Source organism: Floridaenema fluviatile BLCC-F154, assembly GCF_041929135.1.
Taxonomy (GTDB): Bacteria; Cyanobacteriota; Cyanobacteriia; order Cyanobacteriales; family Aerosakkonemataceae; genus Floridanema; species Floridanema fluviatile.
In genome coordinates this window covers 1-19,751 of sequence record NZ_JBHFNS010000054.1, presented here as the reverse complement: position 1 = coordinate 19,751, position 19,751 = coordinate 1, and the positions used below count along the sequence as shown (strand labels likewise).

Annotated in this window: 27 protein-coding genes; 12 read left to right on the top strand and 15 right to left on the bottom strand. The window is 39.3% G+C overall.

Features of this window, described 5'->3' with window-relative positions:
• Window positions 1–33: 33 nt before the first annotated feature.
• Window positions 34–726 (bottom strand): hypothetical protein, encoded by a 693-nt coding sequence (locus tag ACE1B6_RS12780; protein WP_413257616.1) that lies wholly within the window; start codon window positions 724–726, stop codon window positions 34–36.
• 186 nt (window positions 727–912) lie between these two features.
• Entirely contained in the window at window positions 913–1,044 is a 132-nt protein-coding gene (locus tag ACE1B6_RS12775) for a hypothetical protein (RefSeq protein ID WP_413257615.1), read from the bottom strand.
• A 194-nt stretch (window positions 1,045–1,238) separates the two neighbouring features.
• On the opposite strand from ACE1B6_RS12775, the gene ACE1B6_RS12770 reads away from it, so the two are divergent.
• The 4 genes from ACE1B6_RS12770 to ACE1B6_RS12755 all read left to right on the top strand — a co-directional run bounded on the left by ACE1B6_RS12770 (window position 1,239) and on the right by ACE1B6_RS12755 (window position 5,136).
• Complete coding sequence (locus tag ACE1B6_RS12770; protein WP_459563021.1) at window positions 1,239–2,957, top strand: extracellular solute-binding protein; 1,719 nt, start codon at window positions 1,239–1,241, stop codon at window positions 2,955–2,957.
• A 6-nt stretch (window positions 2,958–2,963) separates the two neighbouring features.
• The gene (locus tag ACE1B6_RS12765) at window positions 2,964–3,689 is read left to right on the top strand and encodes a hypothetical protein (protein ID WP_413257613.1); all 726 of its coding nucleotides are present in this window, start codon (window positions 2,964–2,966) and stop codon (window positions 3,687–3,689) included.
• A 1-nt stretch (window position 3,690) separates the two neighbouring features.
• Window positions 3,691–4,797, top strand: coding sequence for a substrate-binding domain-containing protein (locus ACE1B6_RS12760; RefSeq protein WP_413257612.1), 1,107 nt, complete (start codon window positions 3,691–3,693; stop codon window positions 4,795–4,797).
• Window positions 4,798–4,950: 153 nt separating this feature from the next.
• Window positions 4,951–5,136 carry a type II toxin-antitoxin system HicB family antitoxin gene (locus tag ACE1B6_RS12755; protein ID WP_413257611.1) on the top strand — a complete coding sequence of 62 codons (186 nt, stop codon included), beginning with the start codon at window positions 4,951–4,953 and terminating at the stop codon, window positions 5,134–5,136.
• A 242-nt stretch (window positions 5,137–5,378) separates the two neighbouring features.
• Here the strand turns inward: ACE1B6_RS12755 and ACE1B6_RS12750 are convergent, their stop codons facing one another.
• The gene (locus ACE1B6_RS12750) at window positions 5,379–5,624 is read right to left on the bottom strand and encodes a toxin-antitoxin system HicB family antitoxin (protein ID WP_413257610.1); all 246 of its coding nucleotides are present in this window, start codon (window positions 5,622–5,624) and stop codon (window positions 5,379–5,381) included.
• Window positions 5,621–6,049 (bottom strand): putative toxin-antitoxin system toxin component, PIN family, encoded by a 429-nt coding sequence (locus ACE1B6_RS12745; RefSeq protein ID WP_413257609.1) that lies wholly within the window; start codon window positions 6,047–6,049, stop codon window positions 5,621–5,623. The genes ACE1B6_RS12750 and ACE1B6_RS12745 overlap by 4 nt, the downstream gene beginning before the upstream one ends.
• A 107-nt stretch (window positions 6,050–6,156) precedes the next feature.
• Between ACE1B6_RS12745 and ACE1B6_RS12740 the strand changes: the two genes are divergently transcribed.
• Entirely contained in the window at window positions 6,157–6,342 is a 186-nt protein-coding gene (locus tag ACE1B6_RS12740; protein ID WP_413257608.1) for a DUF6888 family protein, read from the top strand.
• A complete protein-coding gene (locus ACE1B6_RS12735; protein WP_413257607.1) occupies window positions 6,339–6,542 on the top strand; it encodes a DUF6887 family protein in 204 nt (67 codons plus the stop codon). Before ACE1B6_RS12740 ends, ACE1B6_RS12735 begins: the two co-directional genes overlap by 4 nt.
• A gap of 16 nt (window positions 6,543–6,558) precedes the next feature.
• On the opposite strand, the gene ACE1B6_RS12730 is transcribed toward ACE1B6_RS12735, so the two are convergent.
• From ACE1B6_RS12730 to purB, 6 genes are all read right to left on the bottom strand, one after another.
• The gene (locus tag ACE1B6_RS12730; protein ID WP_413257606.1) at window positions 6,559–6,933 is read right to left on the bottom strand and encodes a DUF5615 family PIN-like protein; all 375 of its coding nucleotides are present in this window, start codon (window positions 6,931–6,933) and stop codon (window positions 6,559–6,561) included.
• Complete coding sequence (locus tag ACE1B6_RS12725; RefSeq protein WP_459563020.1) at window positions 6,930–7,160, bottom strand: DUF433 domain-containing protein; 231 nt, start codon at window positions 7,158–7,160, stop codon at window positions 6,930–6,932. Before ACE1B6_RS12725 ends, ACE1B6_RS12730 begins: the two co-directional genes overlap by 4 nt.
• Window positions 7,161–7,192: 32 nt before the next feature.
• Complete coding sequence (locus ACE1B6_RS12720; RefSeq protein ID WP_413257604.1) at window positions 7,193–7,405, bottom strand: hypothetical protein; 213 nt, start codon at window positions 7,403–7,405, stop codon at window positions 7,193–7,195.
• A gap of 16 nt (window positions 7,406–7,421) precedes the next feature.
• Window positions 7,422–7,607 carry a type II toxin-antitoxin system HicB family antitoxin gene (locus tag ACE1B6_RS12715; RefSeq protein WP_413257639.1) on the bottom strand — a complete coding sequence of 62 codons (186 nt, stop codon included), beginning with the start codon at window positions 7,605–7,607 and terminating at the stop codon, window positions 7,422–7,424.
• A 226-nt stretch (window positions 7,608–7,833) separates the two neighbouring features.
• Window positions 7,834–8,946 carry a SinI family restriction endonuclease gene (locus ACE1B6_RS12710; RefSeq protein ID WP_413257603.1) on the bottom strand — a complete coding sequence of 371 codons (1,113 nt, stop codon included), beginning with the start codon at window positions 8,944–8,946 and terminating at the stop codon, window positions 7,834–7,836.
• Window positions 8,947–9,029: 83 nt separating this feature from the next.
• Entirely contained in the window at window positions 9,030–10,325 is a 1,296-nt protein-coding gene (gene purB / locus ACE1B6_RS12705) for an adenylosuccinate lyase (RefSeq protein ID WP_413257602.1), read from the bottom strand.
• 203 nt (window positions 10,326–10,528) lie between these two features.
• Between purB and ACE1B6_RS12700 the strand changes: the two genes are divergently transcribed.
• From ACE1B6_RS12700 to ACE1B6_RS12680, 5 genes are all read left to right on the top strand, one after another.
• Complete coding sequence (locus ACE1B6_RS12700) at window positions 10,529–10,900, top strand: SH3 domain-containing protein (RefSeq protein ID WP_413257601.1); 372 nt, start codon at window positions 10,529–10,531, stop codon at window positions 10,898–10,900.
• A 129-nt stretch (window positions 10,901–11,029) separates the two neighbouring features.
• Entirely contained in the window at window positions 11,030–11,242 is a 213-nt protein-coding gene (locus ACE1B6_RS12695; protein ID WP_413257600.1) for a hypothetical protein, read from the top strand.
• Entirely contained in the window at window positions 11,243–11,494 is a 252-nt protein-coding gene (locus ACE1B6_RS12690) for a type II toxin-antitoxin system RelE family toxin (RefSeq protein ID WP_413257599.1), read from the top strand.
• 438 nt (window positions 11,495–11,932) lie between these two features.
• Window positions 11,933–12,181 carry a helix-turn-helix domain-containing protein gene (locus ACE1B6_RS12685; RefSeq protein WP_413257598.1) on the top strand — a complete coding sequence of 83 codons (249 nt, stop codon included), beginning with the start codon at window positions 11,933–11,935 and terminating at the stop codon, window positions 12,179–12,181.
• Window positions 12,178–12,909 (top strand): restriction endonuclease, encoded by a 732-nt coding sequence (locus tag ACE1B6_RS12680; RefSeq protein WP_413257597.1) that lies wholly within the window; start codon window positions 12,178–12,180, stop codon window positions 12,907–12,909. The genes ACE1B6_RS12685 and ACE1B6_RS12680 overlap by 4 nt, the downstream gene beginning before the upstream one ends.
• On the opposite strand, the gene ACE1B6_RS12675 is transcribed toward ACE1B6_RS12680, so the two are convergent.
• The 4 genes from ACE1B6_RS12675 to ACE1B6_RS12660 form a co-directional block, all read right to left on the bottom strand.
• The gene (locus ACE1B6_RS12675; protein ID WP_413257596.1) at window positions 12,872–14,065 is read right to left on the bottom strand and encodes a DNA cytosine methyltransferase; all 1,194 of its coding nucleotides are present in this window, start codon (window positions 14,063–14,065) and stop codon (window positions 12,872–12,874) included. The two genes, ACE1B6_RS12680 and ACE1B6_RS12675, sit on opposite strands and share 38 nt — an antisense overlap.
• 82 nt (window positions 14,066–14,147) lie before the next feature.
• Window positions 14,148–14,471 (bottom strand): hypothetical protein, encoded by a 324-nt coding sequence (locus tag ACE1B6_RS12670; protein WP_413257595.1) that lies wholly within the window; start codon window positions 14,469–14,471, stop codon window positions 14,148–14,150.
• Window positions 14,472–14,531: 60 nt separating this feature from the next.
• A complete protein-coding gene (locus ACE1B6_RS12665) occupies window positions 14,532–15,182 on the bottom strand; it encodes a Uma2 family endonuclease (RefSeq protein WP_413257594.1) in 651 nt (216 codons plus the stop codon).
• A gap of 19 nt (window positions 15,183–15,201) precedes the next feature.
• The gene (locus ACE1B6_RS12660; RefSeq protein ID WP_413257593.1) at window positions 15,202–16,731 is read right to left on the bottom strand and encodes a YifB family Mg chelatase-like AAA ATPase; all 1,530 of its coding nucleotides are present in this window, start codon (window positions 16,729–16,731) and stop codon (window positions 15,202–15,204) included.
• 81 nt (window positions 16,732–16,812) lie between these two features.
• Here ACE1B6_RS12660 and ACE1B6_RS12655 point away from each other — a divergent pair, with 81 nt between their 5' ends.
• Window positions 16,813–17,160: a histidine triad nucleotide-binding protein gene (locus tag ACE1B6_RS12655; RefSeq protein WP_413257592.1), complete on the top strand. Its 348-nt coding sequence runs from the start codon at window positions 16,813–16,815 to the stop codon at window positions 17,158–17,160.
• A gap of 198 nt (window positions 17,161–17,358) precedes the next feature.
• Here ACE1B6_RS12655 and ACE1B6_RS12650 read toward each other — a convergent pair whose 3' ends face one another.
• Complete coding sequence (locus ACE1B6_RS12650; protein ID WP_413257638.1) at window positions 17,359–17,976, bottom strand: methyl-accepting chemotaxis protein; 618 nt, start codon at window positions 17,974–17,976, stop codon at window positions 17,359–17,361.
• Window positions 17,977–19,751 lie beyond the last annotated feature (1,775 nt).

The window sequence follows — 19,751 nt, the reverse complement described above, 5'->3', positions numbered from 1 at the left end:
AGGTAATGAATTACAAAAACGTCAGGATCGAGTTTAAGAATTCAAGCGTTTGGCGTAGTAACGCAATCCACTTAATGAAGTCGTGATCGAGTCCTCTGCTTTATCGGGAGTAATATCTGGCATTTCTCCGCCCATCAGCTGAAAAATGTCATTTGCCTGCATTTCCAACAGCCAGTCATTAAACTGCGATCGCGTCACTCTGTCCCCAATTTCCCGCCGAATGCGATAAATGGGCACCAAATTATCCAAGTTGTAATCCCGATTCAAATTGTCGTAGACATCCAACGCCACTTGCTTGAACTCCTCATAAGAAGCGATTCGCGCCAACGAGTCGCTAGGCGGCTTCTTCTCTGCTGCATTTTCGGTAGATGCAACGAGGGAACTTGCCTCATTATTTATAGTTCCCATTTCCCGAATCCACCTCAACAAGGAATTCCCAGTTTTTGCCCCAATTTGATTTTTAAATAGAAATTCAGGATTGTTCATTCCAGCTGATAAATATTCCATACCCTTTGCAGGCAAAAACACCTTTTTACCCACAACCTGCATTAAATCTTCAGCAGATAATTGATCCAAAACCTCTTGAAAATCCCCAATTTTCCCCCCTTTTGGCACAATTCGCTTAGTCAGCAAACCCTTATTTACCTCTTGTTGCGCTGCACCAATATCCCACAAAGCCAGCAAAATCAAAGTTTTCGCATGAGGATCTGTAGCTTTCAATGGCATGGTATTCTTCCCTTTAAAAAGCTTAAACTTAGGAGTTTAATTCAATCATAAACTGTACAAATACTCATTATTATCTATTAAGCCAAATTCTTCAATTACTAAAACGTTACTTAAACAAAGTTCAGTAATTACCGTAAATTCTATAAACTTGATAGTTTGATTACATCAATTATTAGTTAATAACCATTACACAACATGAAAATTACTTAAGAGATTTTGCAGAAAGTTAATCATTAGCCCTAAGAGAATTTGGGTAAAATTATCGCTAAGAGTATTCTCTACCGTAGTGCGATCGCCACTAATGAAAATATATCTCAATTTAACAATTTTCGCAGTAAAAATTCAACCAAACACACTCTAGTAAAATTACTGAAAAACTAGACTTGTGACCAGTTAGTAACAGATTGGCGAAAGAGTTACCGGGTTTTTACTCAGAAATTCGGAAGAAGGCGATCGCAAAATGTAGTTATAGTCGTATAGAGAAGGCGATCGCTTGGTTAAGCAAAGGTTATATGAAAACCAAAACGCAAAAAACCCATCCCCACCTCAAACACCTAACCGCAACATTAGGAATTTTGTTTTTGGCTGCTTGCGCTTCCAGTGACATTGGAACCCAACAACCAGGAATAGAAGTAAAATTTTTAGTTGGCAGCGCATTAAAAGATTTCTGCGCCCAAGCAGCCCAACAATTCAATCAAACAAACCCCAAACTTGACAACGGAAAACCAGTTTCCTTAACTTGTACCGCCAAAGGAAGTGGAGATATAGTCACCACAATCAACAACCTAGCCCAACAACTTAAAACCGGAAACATTAAACCCGATTCACCCGAATTTCCTACATTAATATCAGTCGATGGCGAAATCTATCACGACCAATTAATCGCCAACATAAATAACATTTTCCCCGGACAAAACTACATTCCAGAAATCACCGATGCCCCCCAATTAGCCAACAGTCCAATGGTATTTATCGCCCCTGCGGATGTAGCAACTGGACTGAAAAAACAACCCGACATATACAAAGTATTAGTAACAGCAAAAAATCACCGCCAACTAGATCCAAATAGCCCCCAACTGCCAATTTACTTCGTGCAAACAGCACCCACCCGCTCAAATTCCGGCTTACAAACATTAGTATCTCAATTTGTCAGCGTCTCAGGAAAAAGACCAGAACAATTAACCATAGCTGATGTCCAGAAATATCAAACCCAAATTCAAAACATACAAAGCAAAGTCACCCGCTACGGAATGTCTACAGACACCTTAGCAACCGACATGGTAAAAAACGGCTCATTTTGGGCTTCGATCGGTGCAGTTTATGAATCATCCGTAATCCAAGCAAACTCTAATTTACAACCAAATCAAACTCGCTACGAAGCAATTTATCCTCAAGCAACATTCACCTCAAATATGCGAGCAATTTTACCCACAGCACCTTGGGTAAGCGCCGAAGAAAAAGCCGCAGCCGAAAAAGTAATTGCCTATTTACGCACACCTCAAACCCAAAAAATTGCCACAGAATTTGGTTTAAGACCAGGAGTTCCCGGAGTAGAATTAGGAATAAAATTCAACCCCCAATTTGGAGTTAATCCTAATGCCAAATACGACTCATTACGCCCACCAAAACCGGAAGTAGTCACGGCAATGTTAAAATCTTGGCAAGAATTTGCTAAAAAACCTTCCCAAGTAGTAATAGTAGTAGATTCCTCCGGTTCAATGGAAGGAAATAAATTACCAGCCGTACAAAGTACCTTACGCAATTACATCGAAAACTTAGGGCCAAAAGAACAGATTACCTTAATAGATTTTGACACAGAAATTCGCCCCCCAATTCAAGTAAATGGGACTCCTGAAGGACGCGATCGCGGAATGCAATTTATCGCCAACCTCCAAGCAGATGGCGGTACAAGATTATATGATGCCGCCTTATTTGCTCGAAATTGGCTAATCAAAAACCCCCGCAAAGATGCAATTAACGCCGTAGTTATTCTCACCGACGGACAAGATTCCGGTTCAGAAATTGACCTAAATAAACTGCGCCAAGAACTACAAAAAAGCGGCTTTAACACCGATCAAAGAATCGCCTTTTTCACCGTTGGCTATGGTAAAGAAGGAGAATTCAGCCCCAAAGTTCTGCAACAAATAGCTCAACTAAACGGTGGTTATTACCGTCGCGGAGATCCGGCAACAATTTCTACATTAATGTCAGATTTACAAGTAGAATTTTAACCAATTATGAAACTAGCAAACCCTCTTTATTACCCAGTAGCAGTATTAGCAGGTGGCATTGTTCTAGTAACTGGTGTTCGCTTAATGCACTTACCGAACATCATCATTTTACCAACAGCTACAGCAGTTACCATTGCCGGAGCAACACTTTTAAAATCCAGAGAACCAGACAATAAGAAAATAGCCCAGCAGCAGTTACAAAAAGAACTGCAAACCATCCAAAAATCAGCTAAAATATTAGCAACAAAAGCTGAAACTTTACGCCAAGAAGCGAATCAATTAGTACCAAGTGATACGGTGAATTTAGAGTTGTTAGCAACAGTGCAATATGCGTGCGATCGAGCCATAGAACTCCCCGAAAAAATCGACCAACTAACTAAACGAATCCAAAGTAATGATTCCTTATTATCAGTCAACGAATTAGAAGCACAACTCCAAGAAGTTCAAGCCAAGAAAAAATCAAGTTCTGGCATAGCATTACAACATTTAACCCAACTAGCCAAAAGTTTAAAACAGAACATAGAACTAGCCAAAGAAGGACAAAATACCGCCACAGCACAACTAGCAAACGTACAAACTTTAATTCAAAATTCCGCCGGAGTCTTACAAAAATTACAAAACAAACTGCGAACCGCCGACTTAACCAACTCCCAAGAAGTGAAAGAATTAAAACTCTTAAGTGCCGAACTAAACAGCTTTCAAGAAAACGTTGATATCCTGATTCATAAATAATATGAAAACCAACAACAATCAACCAAAAAATAGGGCTTTTACTTCAATTGCGATCGCTTTAGGTGCGATCGGTTTAGCCTACGCACCAATACCAGGATTCCAGCAAACAGTAGTCATAGTCAGCGGCACAGAATTAGCCGAACCAATCCAACAACTAAAAGCCAAATTTGAACAAGAAAACCCCAACATCAAACTAGAGTTAAAATTCCAAGGTTCCCAAGACATAGTTAACAACTACATCGACAAGAAAAACGACTTTCAACCAACAATTATTATTCCCGCCTCAGCCGAATTCATCGACGAATTAAATCAAAGACTTTCCGCCCAAAATAACAACCAAACCTTCTATGATTCCCCCCAACCAATAGCCAAAACCTTATTAGTAGGAATAGCTTGGCCCGAAAGAGGAAAAGTTTTATTCCCCAACAATCGCTTTTCCTGGCAAAGATTAGAACAAGCAATGACAGCCGGAAACTGGCAAAAAATAGGCGGAAAAAATGAATGGGGAAGCTTTGATTTTCTCACCACAGATCCGACTCGTTCCAACAGCGGACAAGCAACTTTAAATTTGTGGGCGATCGCCAAAACAGGCGGAAATCTCAACTTAAATAATCCCGATGTAACCACACTTTTCAGCACAATAAAACGCTCAGTTTATCAACCCCCCCGTTCCACAGACATCTTACTTCAAGAATTTATCACTCGTGGCGCAAACGATGCCGACGTAGCCACAGTTTACGAAAGCATCGCCCTTTCTCGCTGGCAACAAAGCCAAAAAAATCAAACCCAACCCTATCAAATTTACTACCTAGATCCCACAATTGAAACAATAGCAACCGCCGCCATTCTCCGCCAAAACGTAGACAATTCGCAAGCCAACGCCGCCCGAAAATTTATCAACTTCCTCACCCAACCAGAACAACAAAAAACCTTCATTCAATTCGGTTTTCGTCCCATCAATAACAGCATTAATTTACAATCAGTACCCAACAGTCCTTGGAATCAAAACATCCCCGGAGTCGAACTTAACCCAACTGTAAAAACACTCCCCGCACCAAATCCCCAAACATCAGGAGAAATACAACGTTTGTGGCAACGAGTTCAATGATAATAAAAGAGTAAAATATGATGTAGCCTTCCTAATCGAATTGAGAACTCCTCCTTCTCTTACCTCTGCGCCCTCTGCGTCTCTGCGGTTCAAAAAAATCAATTAGTATTGCAATAGATGATTTTTACTCTTTTAAGGAGTTGACTAATAACTGTGGCAGAACCTCAAACTAAATCAAAGCGTAAAGTATTGCTTTATCCTGGTGAAGATGGCTATTTTGTAGTCGAAGTGCCAAGCTTACCAGGCTGTATCAGTCAAGGAAAAACTCGTGAGGAAGCATTAGCAAATATTGAAGAAGCGATCGATCTTTACATCGAAGTATTGCAAGAGCGAAATTAACCTAAATGTAGGGTGCGTATAGCCTACGGCATTCAAGAAAAGTGCAACGTAACGCACCATTTTGACTTTAATAAGACTTACGCACTCTCAGCCTGAAACCCAGATCCCCCCTAGCCCCCCTTACCAAAGGGGGGAATTTCTCAAGCCCCCTTGGTAAGGGGGTTGGGGGATCTGAGTGCGTAAGTTCTATTTAATAAAAAGTGGAGGCTTTAGAAAATTAAATTTTGAGGTTAACAGATTGTTTATACTGAAGGCAACTTGTCATTTATTGCTGGCTCAACATCTGGCACTTTTGCTAGAACAGCCTCATAATTTGAGCGATTTCCTCGCTTTGCTCTCTCTTGTAAATAACTTTCAGTCGTTAACGCAGAAATCTTTTCCGCAACAGCTAGAGCAACAAACTGATCGACTGAAATTCCATCTCGTTCTGCAAGTTCCTGTAAACTTCTATATAGAGAATCTGGTAATTGAACATTAAGTGAACTCATGGCAATGCTCCAATAGATTGTAAAAACTCCGCAGGTGTAATTACTGTTAAACTGAATCGATCGACACCAGCAAAATCACGAATGTTATACGTTACTACGCTATCACACCCTGCTTTAACTGCTAGTTCCAAAATCATATCGTCTTTTGGATCGGGTAAATAAGGTCGCCAAAGAAAAAAGATTTGATGATGGGTAGCAACTGAACAATAAAAATCAATTAGATCTTGGACATCCGTTGCGCTAATAGATAAATTTGGCAACTGACGCAACAAAACTTCTTCGTATTCTAGAACAACTGGTACAGAAAGATGAATATCAAATTGCTCTGAGCCAACAAGTTGCAATAGCCAAAAAGCACTACCATTTCTGGAACGTAGCCCAGCGACTATTACGTTAGTGTCGATAACAATTTGTGGAATAGGCATGAAGGTATGGAATAAGGCTAGAATGTTGTACTTTAGTAGCTTTCAGGCTACCATAATGAAAAGATTTTCAGCGTATAATTATTTGATTAAGCTATGATAATAGATCAATGAGAGAACCGACAGGGGCGCAGCTAAGAACTTTATATAGACTTTGCCATCTCCTGACAAATATGATGTTTCAGCCTATTCATATCGTGCGCCTCGATGAGCGATCGCTCAATTTGTTTATTCTAGCTGGACAAGGTGAAGATATAGAATTTGAAATTCAACCAGATGGGAGTATTGAACCATGACTAAAGTTAATTTTGCGGCAATGAGCGATCGCCAATTAAAGCAATACATTCTTACCCATCGAGATGATAAAGAGGCATTTTACGCTTATATCGATCGACGACATTCCCGCCCTAATAAACTTACAATAAAATTTGAAGATCCAGCCTGGGAAGAAAAAATAGTATCAGCAATTCAAACGCAATTAAAGTCAGAACATTAACGAATAGCATTTTAGATCAACGGATTGGTAACTTACGAATACGTACAGAATTATCATCTACAGTAAGGGCTGAACCTTCTCTAAGTTCTTGTTCTAACTGAGGTATAATTTCTAGTAATCTTTGCGTTACTACATCAGGTTTTGCGGAAGATAATCGCAGGGTAATCAAGCTTGGTTGGTTGTAACTACCTAAAGCTACCAACATAGAAAAGTCTAAATCTTGTGTAATCACAATTCGACCTTCTATTCTTGCCAACTCTAAAATTTCTCTGTCAGTAGCAGTAGCAGGCAGCAAGTCTGTACTACGCAAAATATCATACCCTTGCTGTTGCAAACTGGTAACAGTTAAAGGAGAAATATGAACATCAGCAATGAAGCGAATATTATTCATGCTGAAGGACTCACAATGCGATCGGAAACTGCCCAAGCAGCATAATTAAGAGCTTGTCGGATATCCTCAGCTTCTAATTCTGGGTAAGCTTGCAAGACTTCTTGAACAGACAAATTACTGGCTAATAACTTGAGAACAAATCCCACTGTAATTCGCATTCCACGAATTGTGGGTTGCCCAAGGCAGATATTTGGATTAATAGTAATACGGTCTAGATTGTTCATGATTTGTGCTTCGATTTGCGATCGATTTATTCATTCTAACTGGACAAACGCAATGCTAAAATCACATCCTCTGCTGACTGCTGGGGAAATTTGCCAGTATGAAAATCAGCCAAAGTTTGTTTCGCATCCGCAGCTATTTCTGTACGACGACTTTCATGGAGACGATTTTGCAAAATTTTAATCAAGATTTCCTGCTGTTCATCAGGCAGTTGCAAAGCGGTTTCTAGCACTTGATCAAGGGTACTCATAATAAATATGTTACTCCTATACCAGAAAAGTTTCAAAAGTGTCTTCAGGAACAGGCAACCCATCTGATTCTAAAGCAGCAATATAACCCGTAATTGCCTCTTTAATATTTGCCAAAGCTTCTTCTTTAGTCTTACCTTGACTAACACAACCTTTGAGACTGGGACACTCTACAATCCAATAACCGTCTTCATCCCGGTACATAATTACCTGTCTCTTTTTCTTATTCTCAGACTGCTGCTTAGGTTGTAATGATACTAATTTTCTGCCACTCGCTGCTTGTTTTTTCTGCCAATCTGCAAATATCGCTTTGAAGTCATAGTTAAAAGATTTAGCGTGTTCTTCACGAATTCGATGGATTTCCTCTACAATTTCATCTTTCCACATGAGTTAATCTCCTACTAGTTTTTCTAACTTTGCATGGTCAACATTATAAGTTTTTCTTTCTATAAAGTGCTGATACATATTCCTTAAATCCTTCTTCTGATAACTCTGGTACACATTTTTTATCTACTTCTATTAGAAACTCAGTAAGTTTTCCCCAATTTGTATCTCGCTCAGGATTTTTAATTAACTCATTTAAATCAAAAAATTTTGCTATCTCCATCCAAGTTTTAGCTGTAGAAAAATTTACCGAGTCCCCTAAACACTTTTCCAGTATTTTCTTTCGCAAATCATTTAAGTTTTTTATAGTTAAATGATCGTAAATATCTTGTTGTATCTTTTTAACTCTAGAATCAAAATGTGGTTGATCAATCTGGATATCAAACAGTTTTGCGACATTAAGCCAAGTTTCCAATTTGGAAAAATCATTACTATTCAACTTATACTCAATTATTTTCTCTTTTAAAATCTCAGTTTTTACCTTTTCCATACCAATATTTTGACAGATTCTTTTTTTTAAAGAATCAAGCTTCCATTGAGCAACAGATCTAAACCAAGCCTTAATTGGAACATCTGGATATCCCCTCCTTTTAAATTCTTTTCTAATTTGTGAACTAGAGCTATTTTCTGAATTATTAGCGTTTTTTACCTGTAAACAAAACCATTGCCCTGCATCATTACATTTTATAAAATCAGTTGCAAATATAATCTGTCCAGAACACCATATCCATCCATAAGGTTCTATTTTATCAGCAATATATGCCTCTAGAAGGCGACCTAAAAGATTTTCTGCTGACATCGCTATTCTATGACCATAAATATATTTATCAACTATGTCTTTATTATTGTTTTCGTGTTCGAGTAGAATCAACCTAACTATTTGATCGGGTATTGTTTCCCCTATTTCTAGGGTTTTATTCAGAGATAATTTATGAAGTTGGTTTCTACTTACAATATATTTACATATCACATCCTTAAAATATTTAGAGGAGTTTTTTGTGAGATCCTCAACCTCCTGTGCTTTAAGATTTTCATATTTGTCAAGGAAATACAAAATATAAATAATTTTGTCCTTGTGAGTGTCGGCATTATTTAGATTTTCGTCAATCATCTGACGATATTTAATATAAAATTCATTTATACAATCTGGAGTATTCATGCTGTGCACTCTAAATTAGTTACTTTCTCAACCTGGTACTTTCAAGGGGAAAGAAATAATCACTTCCTTCCCCCAAATTACAACTAAATACTCAACCGTTGATAAATCTGATCCAAATGCTTTAAATGCCTTTGTGGATCGAAACACTCCTCAATTTGCTCTTTCGATAACCTTTCAGTAACACGAGGATCGCTGCTAATTAATTCTCGGAAATTACCTTCGGGTTTATTCCAAGCTTGGTGAGCACAAGATTGGACGATCGCATAAGCTTCTTCCCGCTTCATCCCTTTTTCCACCAAAGTTAACATCACTCTTTGGCTGAAAACAACACCGCCGTAAACATTCATGTTTCGCGCCATGTTTTCGGGATAAACTAACAGGTGTTTCACCAAATCAGTAGTTTCAACTAACATGAAATGAGTCAAAGTGCAGCTATCTGGCAAAATCATTCTTTCTACAGAACTGTGAGAAATATCCCGTTCGTGCCAAAGCGCCACATTTTCCAAAGCTGCAACCGCATTACCCCGCAAAATTCGCGCCATTCCGGTTAATCTTTCGGAACGAATTGGGTTACGTTTGTGCGGCATTGCGGAAGAACCTTTTTGTCCTTTAGCGAAGAATTCTTCTACTTCGAGAACATCGGTTTTTTGCAAGTTGCGAATTTCTACGGCGAAGCGTTCAATTGATGCGCCAAGTAATGCTAATGCTTGGACAAATTCGGCGTGAATATCTCTGGAAATTACCTGAGTTGAGGCGGTATCTGGTTCTAAACCTAGTTTTTGACAGGCGATCGCTTCTACTCTCGGTTCAATATTAGCGTAAGTTCCCACCGCACCGGAAATTTTCCCCACTGCAACTCGCTGACGCACATTCACCAATCTGTCACGATGGCGCAAAACTTCTGCCAACCATCCTGCCAGTTTAAACCCAAAAGTAATCGGTTCGGCATGAATCCCGTGCGATCGACCAATCATTACCGTGTTACGATGTTGCTGTGCTTGGTAACGAATCGCTTGAATCAAATCTTCCAAACGTTCTAACAGCACATTGGTACTAGCCACCAATTGCAATGCCAAAGCGGTATCCAGCACATCGGAACTAGTTAAACCCAAGTGAATGTAACGTCCCGCATCTCCCACATATTCGTTAACATTCGTCAGGAAGGCAATCATATCATGGCGGACTTCGGCTTCAATTTCTAGCACCCGCTTGGGGTCAAAGTTTGCCTTCGCCTTAATTTCCTCTACCGCCTCAGACGGGATATATCCCAGTTCAGCTTGCGCCTCGCAAACTGCAATTTCAACCTGAAGCCACGTCTTTAATTTATAATTTTCTGTCCACAAGTTGCCCATCTCAGGCAACGTATAACGCTCAATCACAGTCTGCTACACAGTACGACTGTCATATTTTATCGCTAACTGTCCCAAGAGAAAGCCGAGAGAACCCTGAATTGATAAAGCTTTGTTAAGCAGCAGTAGAGACTTTGCGTGCAACGTCTATACCAGAGTTTACAAATTTCAGGAATTTTACGGATATCGTTGTAGTAAAATAATAGTTTAATTTAACAGTTGAATTGTTGATTATGAGTAGAATAGTTAATTTGGGGCAAGCTATATCAATTATTACTTTGGTATCTTTATCTTTAGGCAGTGCAAAGGCTATTTCTGCCACGCAAACTAATTTAACCCCAAGTCAAAATAGCAATGAATTTCTGGTTGCACAGCGACGTTGTAACGATAAATTTATGATGGTATCAACTCCCGAAGGTGGGCCTATACAAGTGCGCGATCGCAACGACATTAACGCCAAATCTTTCGGTACTATTCCTAATGGTTCAGTTGTGTTGCTCAAGAAGTTCGATCGATCGGGAGATTGGGCAAATATTATTACCGACAGAGGCAACGGTTACGAAGGTTGGGTATGGGCAAATTACCTGACTTGTGGCGCTGATTGAGCTTGGCAAAAAATAGTTATCTGAGATTTCATAAATAATTTAGATGCTTCCATCCGTGAGTAAGAACATATCTTATTCACGATTTTTTATTATAATGGCATTAATTATATTAAAGAGTCAGAACAAATTATGCAAGCGAAAGAATTGTTGGAAAAGGTTCAATTTGTGGTAGATGCAGAGGGAAATAGATCTGCTGTGCAACTCAGTCTAGAAGTTTGGGAAGAACTATTAACTATTTTGGAAGATTTGGAAGATGCCGAGGAAATTCGTCTGGCAAGGGAGAACAAAGAAACAGCTATTCCTTGGGAACAAGCTAAAGCAGAGTTAGGGATAGAAGTTTAAATGTATACGATCGAAATTCTCCCCAAAGCAATCAAAGACCTTGCTGATATATCTAGCAATTACCGGGAACTAATTGCTCAACATATCAATAATTTGAGTGAAAATCCACGTCCACCTGATGCTAAAAAATTAAAGAATGATTTAGGATATTCTCAAAGGGTTGGAGTTTATCGAATCCTTTATGATATTGATGATACCGATCGCAAGGTGATTATTTATCGAGTTAAACACCGTCGAGACGCTTATCGATGATTTAAACATTGAATTAAAATACGGAACGCGATCGCAACGACATTAACGCCAAATCTTTCGGTACTATTCCTAATCGTTCAGTCGTGTTGCTGAAGAAGTTCGATCGATCGGGAAATTGGGCAAATATTGTTACCGACAGAGGCAACGGTTACGAAGGTTGGGTATGGGCAAATTACCTAACTTGTGGCGCTGATTGATAATTTACCGCCTTAAAAACGAAAACTTTTATTTGGTTTCCTTAAATTAGTAAGATGCTTCCACTCGTGATTAAGAATTGCTCTTTTTCATGAGTTTTTACTAAAATTTACTATTTGCAAATTACTCTTTTTTACACAAACTAATTCTAATTAATAGTTATAACAATTATTTAAGCTTTCTCAATAAAAATGTGACACATCGACCGTAGACTGATCGACCACAGACATTGACAATTGGCAGATGAACGAATCGAGGAAAAAGATCCTGCGTGCCTTGGGTCAACTTGTCAAGCAGCGGCGAACAGCACTTGGTATCTCTCAAGAGGAACTTGGACTACGCGCTAATTTAGACCGCACTTATATATCAGGCGTAGAGCGTGGAGTAAGAAATCCTTCTGTTACTGCGCTTGTCAGTCTTGCTATTGGCTTAGGTATCACAGTTTCCGAACTGCTCGAAAATCTCGAAATAGAAGCGGATAAGATAGAGTGACTGACAAAAATTTAGTAGAAACTATTAAATCTCAAATTAAAAAAGATTCAACTCAATACAAAGTTTTTAACCTTTTATCAGACCAACAATGGCACTGTCGCGAGTGTGAGGGGAAAAAAATAGGCTCCGGGCAATATGCAGGAGGTGGAGGAATCCAAGGCTTACAACGTGGGACAAGAAATCGTCCCGGTCTTGCGATCCAAACAGAAAAGAGATACTGTGAAAATTGTCAGGCGATACGTATAGGCGATCGCTGGACAGGAGAAATAAAATCAGCAAATTCCGCTGCTAATATACCCGCCTCTTTAGTACAAAAAATTTTAGAAGTCTATTCTTATATAGATGTTATCGAACAAAGGCAAAGACAAGCCCATGAATTAGTAATAGATCATCGCTTTCCAATGGAGCGTTGGGGAGAAAGTGAATCACCACACCTTACTTCAATGAGCAATGATGAAATCAAAAAAAAGTTTCAGTTACTAAAAAAGGATAGTTCTGGCAATCATAATCTTCTTAAATCTAGAAGTTGTGAACGTTGTATCAAAACTGGAAAAAGAGGTACACCTTTCGGCATTAGATTTTGGTATAAAGGAGGAGAAGATTGGCCTTCTGCACATCAGCGAGGTGCTGAGGCTGAAGAAGGCTGTGTCGGTTGTGGCTGGTATAATTTTGAAGCTTGGCGTGATGCACTCAATCAAAAGTTAGCGGAATCTGCTCAAAATGATTAACAGAAATTTTAGTTTGAGAATTAGATTTTATTGCATTCAAATAAGGTATCAGTGCATAACTTATACATTCAGCTAATCTTGGTGGCACAGCATTACCAATTTGCCACATAGCTTTTTTCATGGAACCTTTAAAAATAAAACTATCGGGAAATGTCTGCAAACGAGCCATTTCTCGCGCTGAAATAACCCGATTTAAATAAGGATGAATGTGTGTACCACCGTGATTTTCTTTCACAGTCATACTTGGTTTACCAGGGTATTGACGCTTAAAAGCATCAACATAACTTTCATATAAAGAACCACCAGGCGGAACTTTTGCTATTCTCTCCATATATTCTGGCGAATGGCGAGTCCATTCATGATTTATTTCTGGGATAGCTGTATACTCTGGCAAATCGGAAATCGCTGATTCAATAGGTTTGTATTCATGGGCTAATAATTGAATTTTCGGATAGGGATTTTCCATGCCAAATTTGTTGGCAATAAAAATGGCTCTCGGTCTAATTTGTGGTACTCCATAAGCAGCAGATTCTAAAATTGCAACAGACATATTTGGATAGCCAATGGCAGCAAATTCTTCGCGAATAGCTTTTAGAACTGCTCCTTTTTTCATGGTGATAATTCCCGGTACATTTTCCATTACCACGTACCAAGGTTTGATTTCTGAAACAACACGCACAAACTCTTTAAATAATCGATTGCGAGGGTCGTTAGGATCGCGTTTTCCGGCAACTGAAAACCCTTGACATGGTGGCCCACCAATTACAAGATGTATTTCAGGAGAATCTATTTCATTTAGCCAATTTTGGGAATTAAAATTTGCTATATCTCCGTTAAAATGATGACATTGAGGAAAGTTAAATTTATAGGTTTCTGAAGCGATCGCATTTACTTCTACACTTGCTATCGGTTGAAATCCAGCTTGTACCAAACCTTGTGTAATTCCTCCTGCACCGCAAAAAAGATCGACAAATTTATAGGTTGATGTTGCTGTAGGTGGTGTATTTACATCAATAAATATTTTGTAGGGATCGCGATCGCTTTCGTTGAGTTCCTTTTGGATGCGTTCGTAACGTCCTAATTTAGGTTTCTTTGGTTTCTTGATGGGGTTTTGATTTTCGCGATCGCAAAACAAAGATAGTTGTATTGCTTCCATAATAGATTGCTTGTTTTTCTAACTGTAGTATTGTCGCATATCAGGCACGCTTTTATTTTATTTAAATAATTATGTGTTTCCATCAACTTGATTTAGATAGTAGAATTTCTAAACGTTCCTGCACGGAAAGCCACATTCGATAAAAAGCATTCCACTCAACAAAATCCACATCATCACCCATTTCTCCCTGCCGAAAACGCTGATAAAAGTCCTGAGACGATATTTTATATTGGGCTTCAAACACTTGCAATTCTGCATACAATTCTGCCGCTTCCTTTTGGGCGTTTTCTATTTCATAAGCAATAATTTTGTCTAAAGTTACCTCTACAATATCACTCGCATATCCATGACGACAGAGTGTTTCAAGGAGTTGCAATTTTTCTAAAGTTTTTCCTTGTTTTGACACTTACTATTACCTCTCTTTCCCACACTGAACCAACCTATTTAATATAACTAGCAAGTTGAGTTAATTACTGATTTTCTGCATTTCACCAATTAACCAACTATATAACTGACTTCTTCCACTTTCACGACCTCGCCGCAAAGCTTCTTCTAATAAACTAAATGGTAAATTTGGTAAAAGTTGAGATTGTGTTATTTGTCTACTTCCATTATCTGCCATAGCAAACGCAATTAATAAAGCTTGCACTACATTTACAACCCAATACTCTCTTACTCCCAGTTGTTCGTATAACATTCGCTTCCTACCAATATCATCAGAAAGAGAAGTTTTGGCAACTTCAATTACTAAATTTGGTTGCGGATAAAAATTTAGATCCACAATAGTTGTATTCGGTGGAATAATTTCGGCATTCTCACCAATATAAAAAGCTAAATCTGGTTGAGCTTCTGCTTCATTACCTTTTCTAAAAGTGCAGTTAGTTACTCCACTAATGGGAATCTTTCTAAGACCGCTGAATAATGCAACAGCATACCCTATTAGAGAATTATCGTAGGAATGATCGTAGCCTTGAGGTGTCATTTCAATTCTCAGTTGTCCTTTGTAGTAATAGCTTTTTGCATTTTCTAATTCTTGATCGTCAATAGCCTGTATATACTCATCCCAAGTAGCTATTACCCATTCATCAGTCGGTAATCTTGTTTGAAGTTTGCTCATCAATTACTCTCCCTTTAAATTACTGCATTCTATCAATTATACGATACTGAATTGATTCGGCAATGTGCTGAGTTTTGATGTCTTCATCACTTGCTAAATCGGCGATCGTTCTCGCAACTTTTAAAATGCGATCGCTAGCCCTAGCCGAAAGCCCCAATTTCCTAATTGCTGCTTCTAATAAATTCCGAGAAGCATCATCTAACTTGCACCATTGCATTAAATGACGGCTTTGCATTTCCGCATTAGAACGCAAATTTGTTTCAGATTTAAAACGGTGTTGCGATCGCTCTCTCGCCCCTTGCACTCTCGCCCGAATTGAGGTAGAATCTTCTCCTAAAGGTTGATTAGTAATCTCTTCCGGTTTCAATCGATTAACTGCTACTTGTAAATCGATGCGATCCATCAAAGGGCCAGAAAGTTTCGCCCAATATTGTTCCCTTTTTGCGGGTGAACAAGTACAAGGTTGAATCGTATCACCAAAATAACCGCAAGGGCAGGGATTAGTACTCGCAACTAATGTGAATTGTGCCGGAAAAACTACTGATAATCTAGTACGAGAAATCGTCACATATCCATCTTCTAAAGGTTGGCGGAGGAATTCTAAAACATCTCTTTTGAATTCTGTTAATTCATCGAGAAACAAGATCCCGCGGTGGGCTAAAGAAATTTCTCCAGGTTTGGGAAAACTGCCACCGCCAACTAAAGAAGGGCCAGAAGCAGAATGATGGGGACTGCGAAAAGGTCGATCGCTAACTAAACTACCTCGATTTTTTAATAACCCAGCAACCGAATAAATTTGAGTAACTTCCAGCGATTCTTCAAAAGAAAGTTCCGGTAAAATACTAGGTAAACGTCTAGCTAACATCGTTTTCCCACTTCCGGGAGGGCCGACAAAAATTAAATTATGTCCGCCAGCAGCGGCAATTTCTAAAGCGCGTCTGGCGTGTGCTTGACCTTTCACATCTTTTAAATCTAAGCCGGAAAATTGCGATCGCTCTTTCTGTTTTGGGCGATCGATCTTCACAGGTTGGTAACGTTGAGAATTATCCAAAAAATTAGCAACATCCGTTAAAGTTTCTAACCCATAAACCGCCAAACCTTCCACAACTGCCGCTTCCTGTGCGTTGTCAGCTGGAACTACTAAACCTGCAATTCCTAAACGTTTGGCAGCAGCTGCGATCGGCAAAACACCAGCCACCGGACGTAAGCTACCATCTAAAGAAACTTCACCTAAAAATAGGAAATCTCCCAACAATTCTGGATTAACTTGCTCCGATGCTGCTAAAATTCCAATACTAATTGCTAAATCAAAACTCGGCCCTTCCTTGCGTAAATCAGCGGGAGTTAAATTAATCACAATTCTTCGCATCGGAAAAGCAAACCCCGCATTTTTAATCGTCGCCTTTACCCGTTCGCGAGACTCCTGCACAGCAGCATCCGGTAAACCAACCACAACAATTCCCGGAAGTCCCCCGGAAACGTCCACTTCCACGCCAACTTTCACAGCGTCAATACCTACAAGTGATGCACTCCAAACTCTAGCTAACACGGTTCTTTTCCTTAGCAATTAATTTAGTTGTTCTTTGTTTATCTTCTCTTATCATTGACAATTGACGAATGAAAATTATCAATGACTGCACAAGACACGATTTTCGGCAAAATCATCCGTCGGGAAATTCCCGCAGACATCATCTACGAAGACGATTTATCACTCGCTTTCCGGGATATCAATCCCCAAGCGCCTGTTCATATTTTAGTCATTCCCAAGAAACCAATTGTTAAGCTTGCTGACGCAGAACCCGAAGATCATAAAGTTTTGGGTCATCTGTTGTTAATTGCCAAGCGAGTTGCTGAACAAGCTGGACTGGAAAACGGTTATCGAGTGGTGATTAACAATGGCCCAGACGGTGGACAAACAGTATACCATCTGCATTTACACATTTTAGGCGGCAGACAAATGGCGTGGCCTCCCGGTTAGGCAGAGGGGCAGAGGGGCAGAGGGGCAGAGGGGCAGAGGGGCAGGGGGGCAGAGGGGCAGAGGGGCAGAGGGGCAGGGGAGAATTTAAAACTTAAAACTCCCCAAACTCTTCCTAACTCAAAACTCAAAACTTTCCTAGTCCCCAGTCCCCAGTCCCCAGTCCCCAGTCCCCAGTCCCTAGTCCCCAGTCCCCAGTCCCTAAACTATTGCTTTAAGATCTTGGGCAACTTCGTTAAGTTTTTGAATGCCTACTTTTGTTTGAGTGATGCCGCTAGCGGTTTGGGATGCACCTTGGTTAATATTATTCATGGCATCGGCTACTTGTTCAATGGCGATCGCTTGTTGTTTCGCATTCAGAGAAATTTGCTGCGAAGCAACCACAATATCATTAATTGAAGTTAGAGAAGTTTGTTGTTTACTTAAAACAATTTCATTGATTGCATGAGTTACTTCGTTGAAAGCTGTTGCAGTTTCTTGAGAAAGTTCTATTCCTTCTTCTGCGGTTTTTCTCCCTTCGTCAGTTGCCAAGACTGTGGAATCAATTGCTGACTGAATACCAAAAATTAAAGCATTAATTTTCTGTGCTGATTGTTTACTTTGATCCGCTAATTTGCGAATTTCTGTAGCAACTACGCCAAAACCTCTGCCATGTTCGCCTGCACGCACCGCTTCTACAGCTGCGTTTAAAGCTAACATATTTGTTTGGCTAGCTAAGTCGCTGACTATATTAATGATCGTGCCAATTTGATTAGTTTGTTCAGTTAAGTCGGAAGTTTGTTGGGCGATCGATCCTACTTTTTCTTTCAAGGTAGACATACCTGCTAAAGTTCGTTCTACTGTTTGCGTTCCCCGTTCGGCTAACTCTAATACTTGACGCGATCCAGCTGCGGATGACTCAGCTAAAGCTAATACTTGGCGGGCATTTTCTGCTGCTGATTCTGCTTGTTCGGCGGAAACTCTTGATGATGTACCTAACTCAGTCATTGTTGCCGTAGTTTGATTTACGGAAGCTGCTTGTTGAGTAGCAATGCGTTCTTGTTCTTCAACGGTAGCGGCAATTTCTGATGTAGAAGTAGTCAGAGAATTGACGATGTAATTAATAGATTTGGTGGTACGATTGGCAAAGATAACTGCGATCGCACTAACGATTAAAGCTGTAATTACACTACCAGTAAACAGGGTAATTAGTAATTCTCTTTGCGGCTTAAAAGCTACTACTGTTTCATTATCAACCAAGATTAACCAATTTAAATTCGGCATTCCTGTTAATGTAGGAGTACTAGCGAAAGCTAATACTTTATCTGTTTTATCAACTTCTGAAAAAGCCACTTGTACATCGGTAGCTTTATTTGCTTGAAGTTGCTTTAAACCAGAATATTCTAGGAAGATATCCTGACCTATATTTTTAGGATCTTGGGCGATAAATATTTTGCCTAAAGCATCTATTATCTGAATTTCTTGTTCTTGATCGTCAAAGCTTTTGACTCGTTCTTGAATATAACGTAAAGGTAATCGCGATCGTGCTACGCCAATAGTTTTCCCTGTAACTACATCTTTAACTGGTGCTAACAAATAAAGCACTGGTTCATTAGTAGAAGGAGAAATTTCGGGATTACTAACTAAGGGTTGATTTTGGTTAATAACTTTTTGGAAGTATTCTCGATCTCTGGGGTTTTGAACAACTGCACCTCTCGATTTTACAATTACCTTGCCATCCAAATTAAATATAGTAATATTGTCATAAATCCCGTAAGCTTTTAGGTAATTATTTAGCGTATCTTCTTTTTGCTCTTGAGAAACAATCTGACTAAGCTTTGGATCGTTAATTATAGCTAAGTTAGCTACTGTTTGAATGTCCCCATAGCGTTCAACCATAAAACGGCTGAGTTTATCTGCAACTTCTATTGCATAAGCTTTTTGATATTGCATCACGTCTTGGGTAATAGAACGGTTGGCAAAGTAATAAGCTACAGTGCCAATTAGTAGTACTGGGAGAGTACCTAATGCGATCGCAAAACCAATAGCTTTATTCCGTAACGATAGATTCTGAAACATAATTTTTTTAAGAGATAACGTTAAACCAACCTATTGAGTGAGTGGTTAGTGGTAGTGAACTATACTAATTTTAAATTTTATAATTTTTCACCAATATCAGGCAAAAGTGCTTTCTAAGTAGAATTTGAGCTTTCCTCATGAGAATTGTTACAAATTTACTTGCTGTATATAGCAACCTCAAGCTCTAATTCTTAATCGAACAGTTTTAATTGCGATCGATCGTTAATTTTGGTTGAGGCTCGAACAGAAAACGTTAAGAAATATAAACTACCGTTTCGACCCACCTCCGCTCCAGCACAGAGTTTTGCACAAACTACAGCCCTAACTAGCAAGGCAGCCAAAAATTTTTCCTTAAACCCCTTTACAAAACTCAACAGATGTTTTAATCTAAAATCAGGCGGGCAAACAAACCGCTCAGAACCTTGAAAAATAAATCATCGCAATTATCCAAACATGACCACAACCATTCAACGTCGCGAAAGCGCCAACGTATGGGAACGGTTCTGCAACTGGATCACCTCCACCGAAAACCGCCT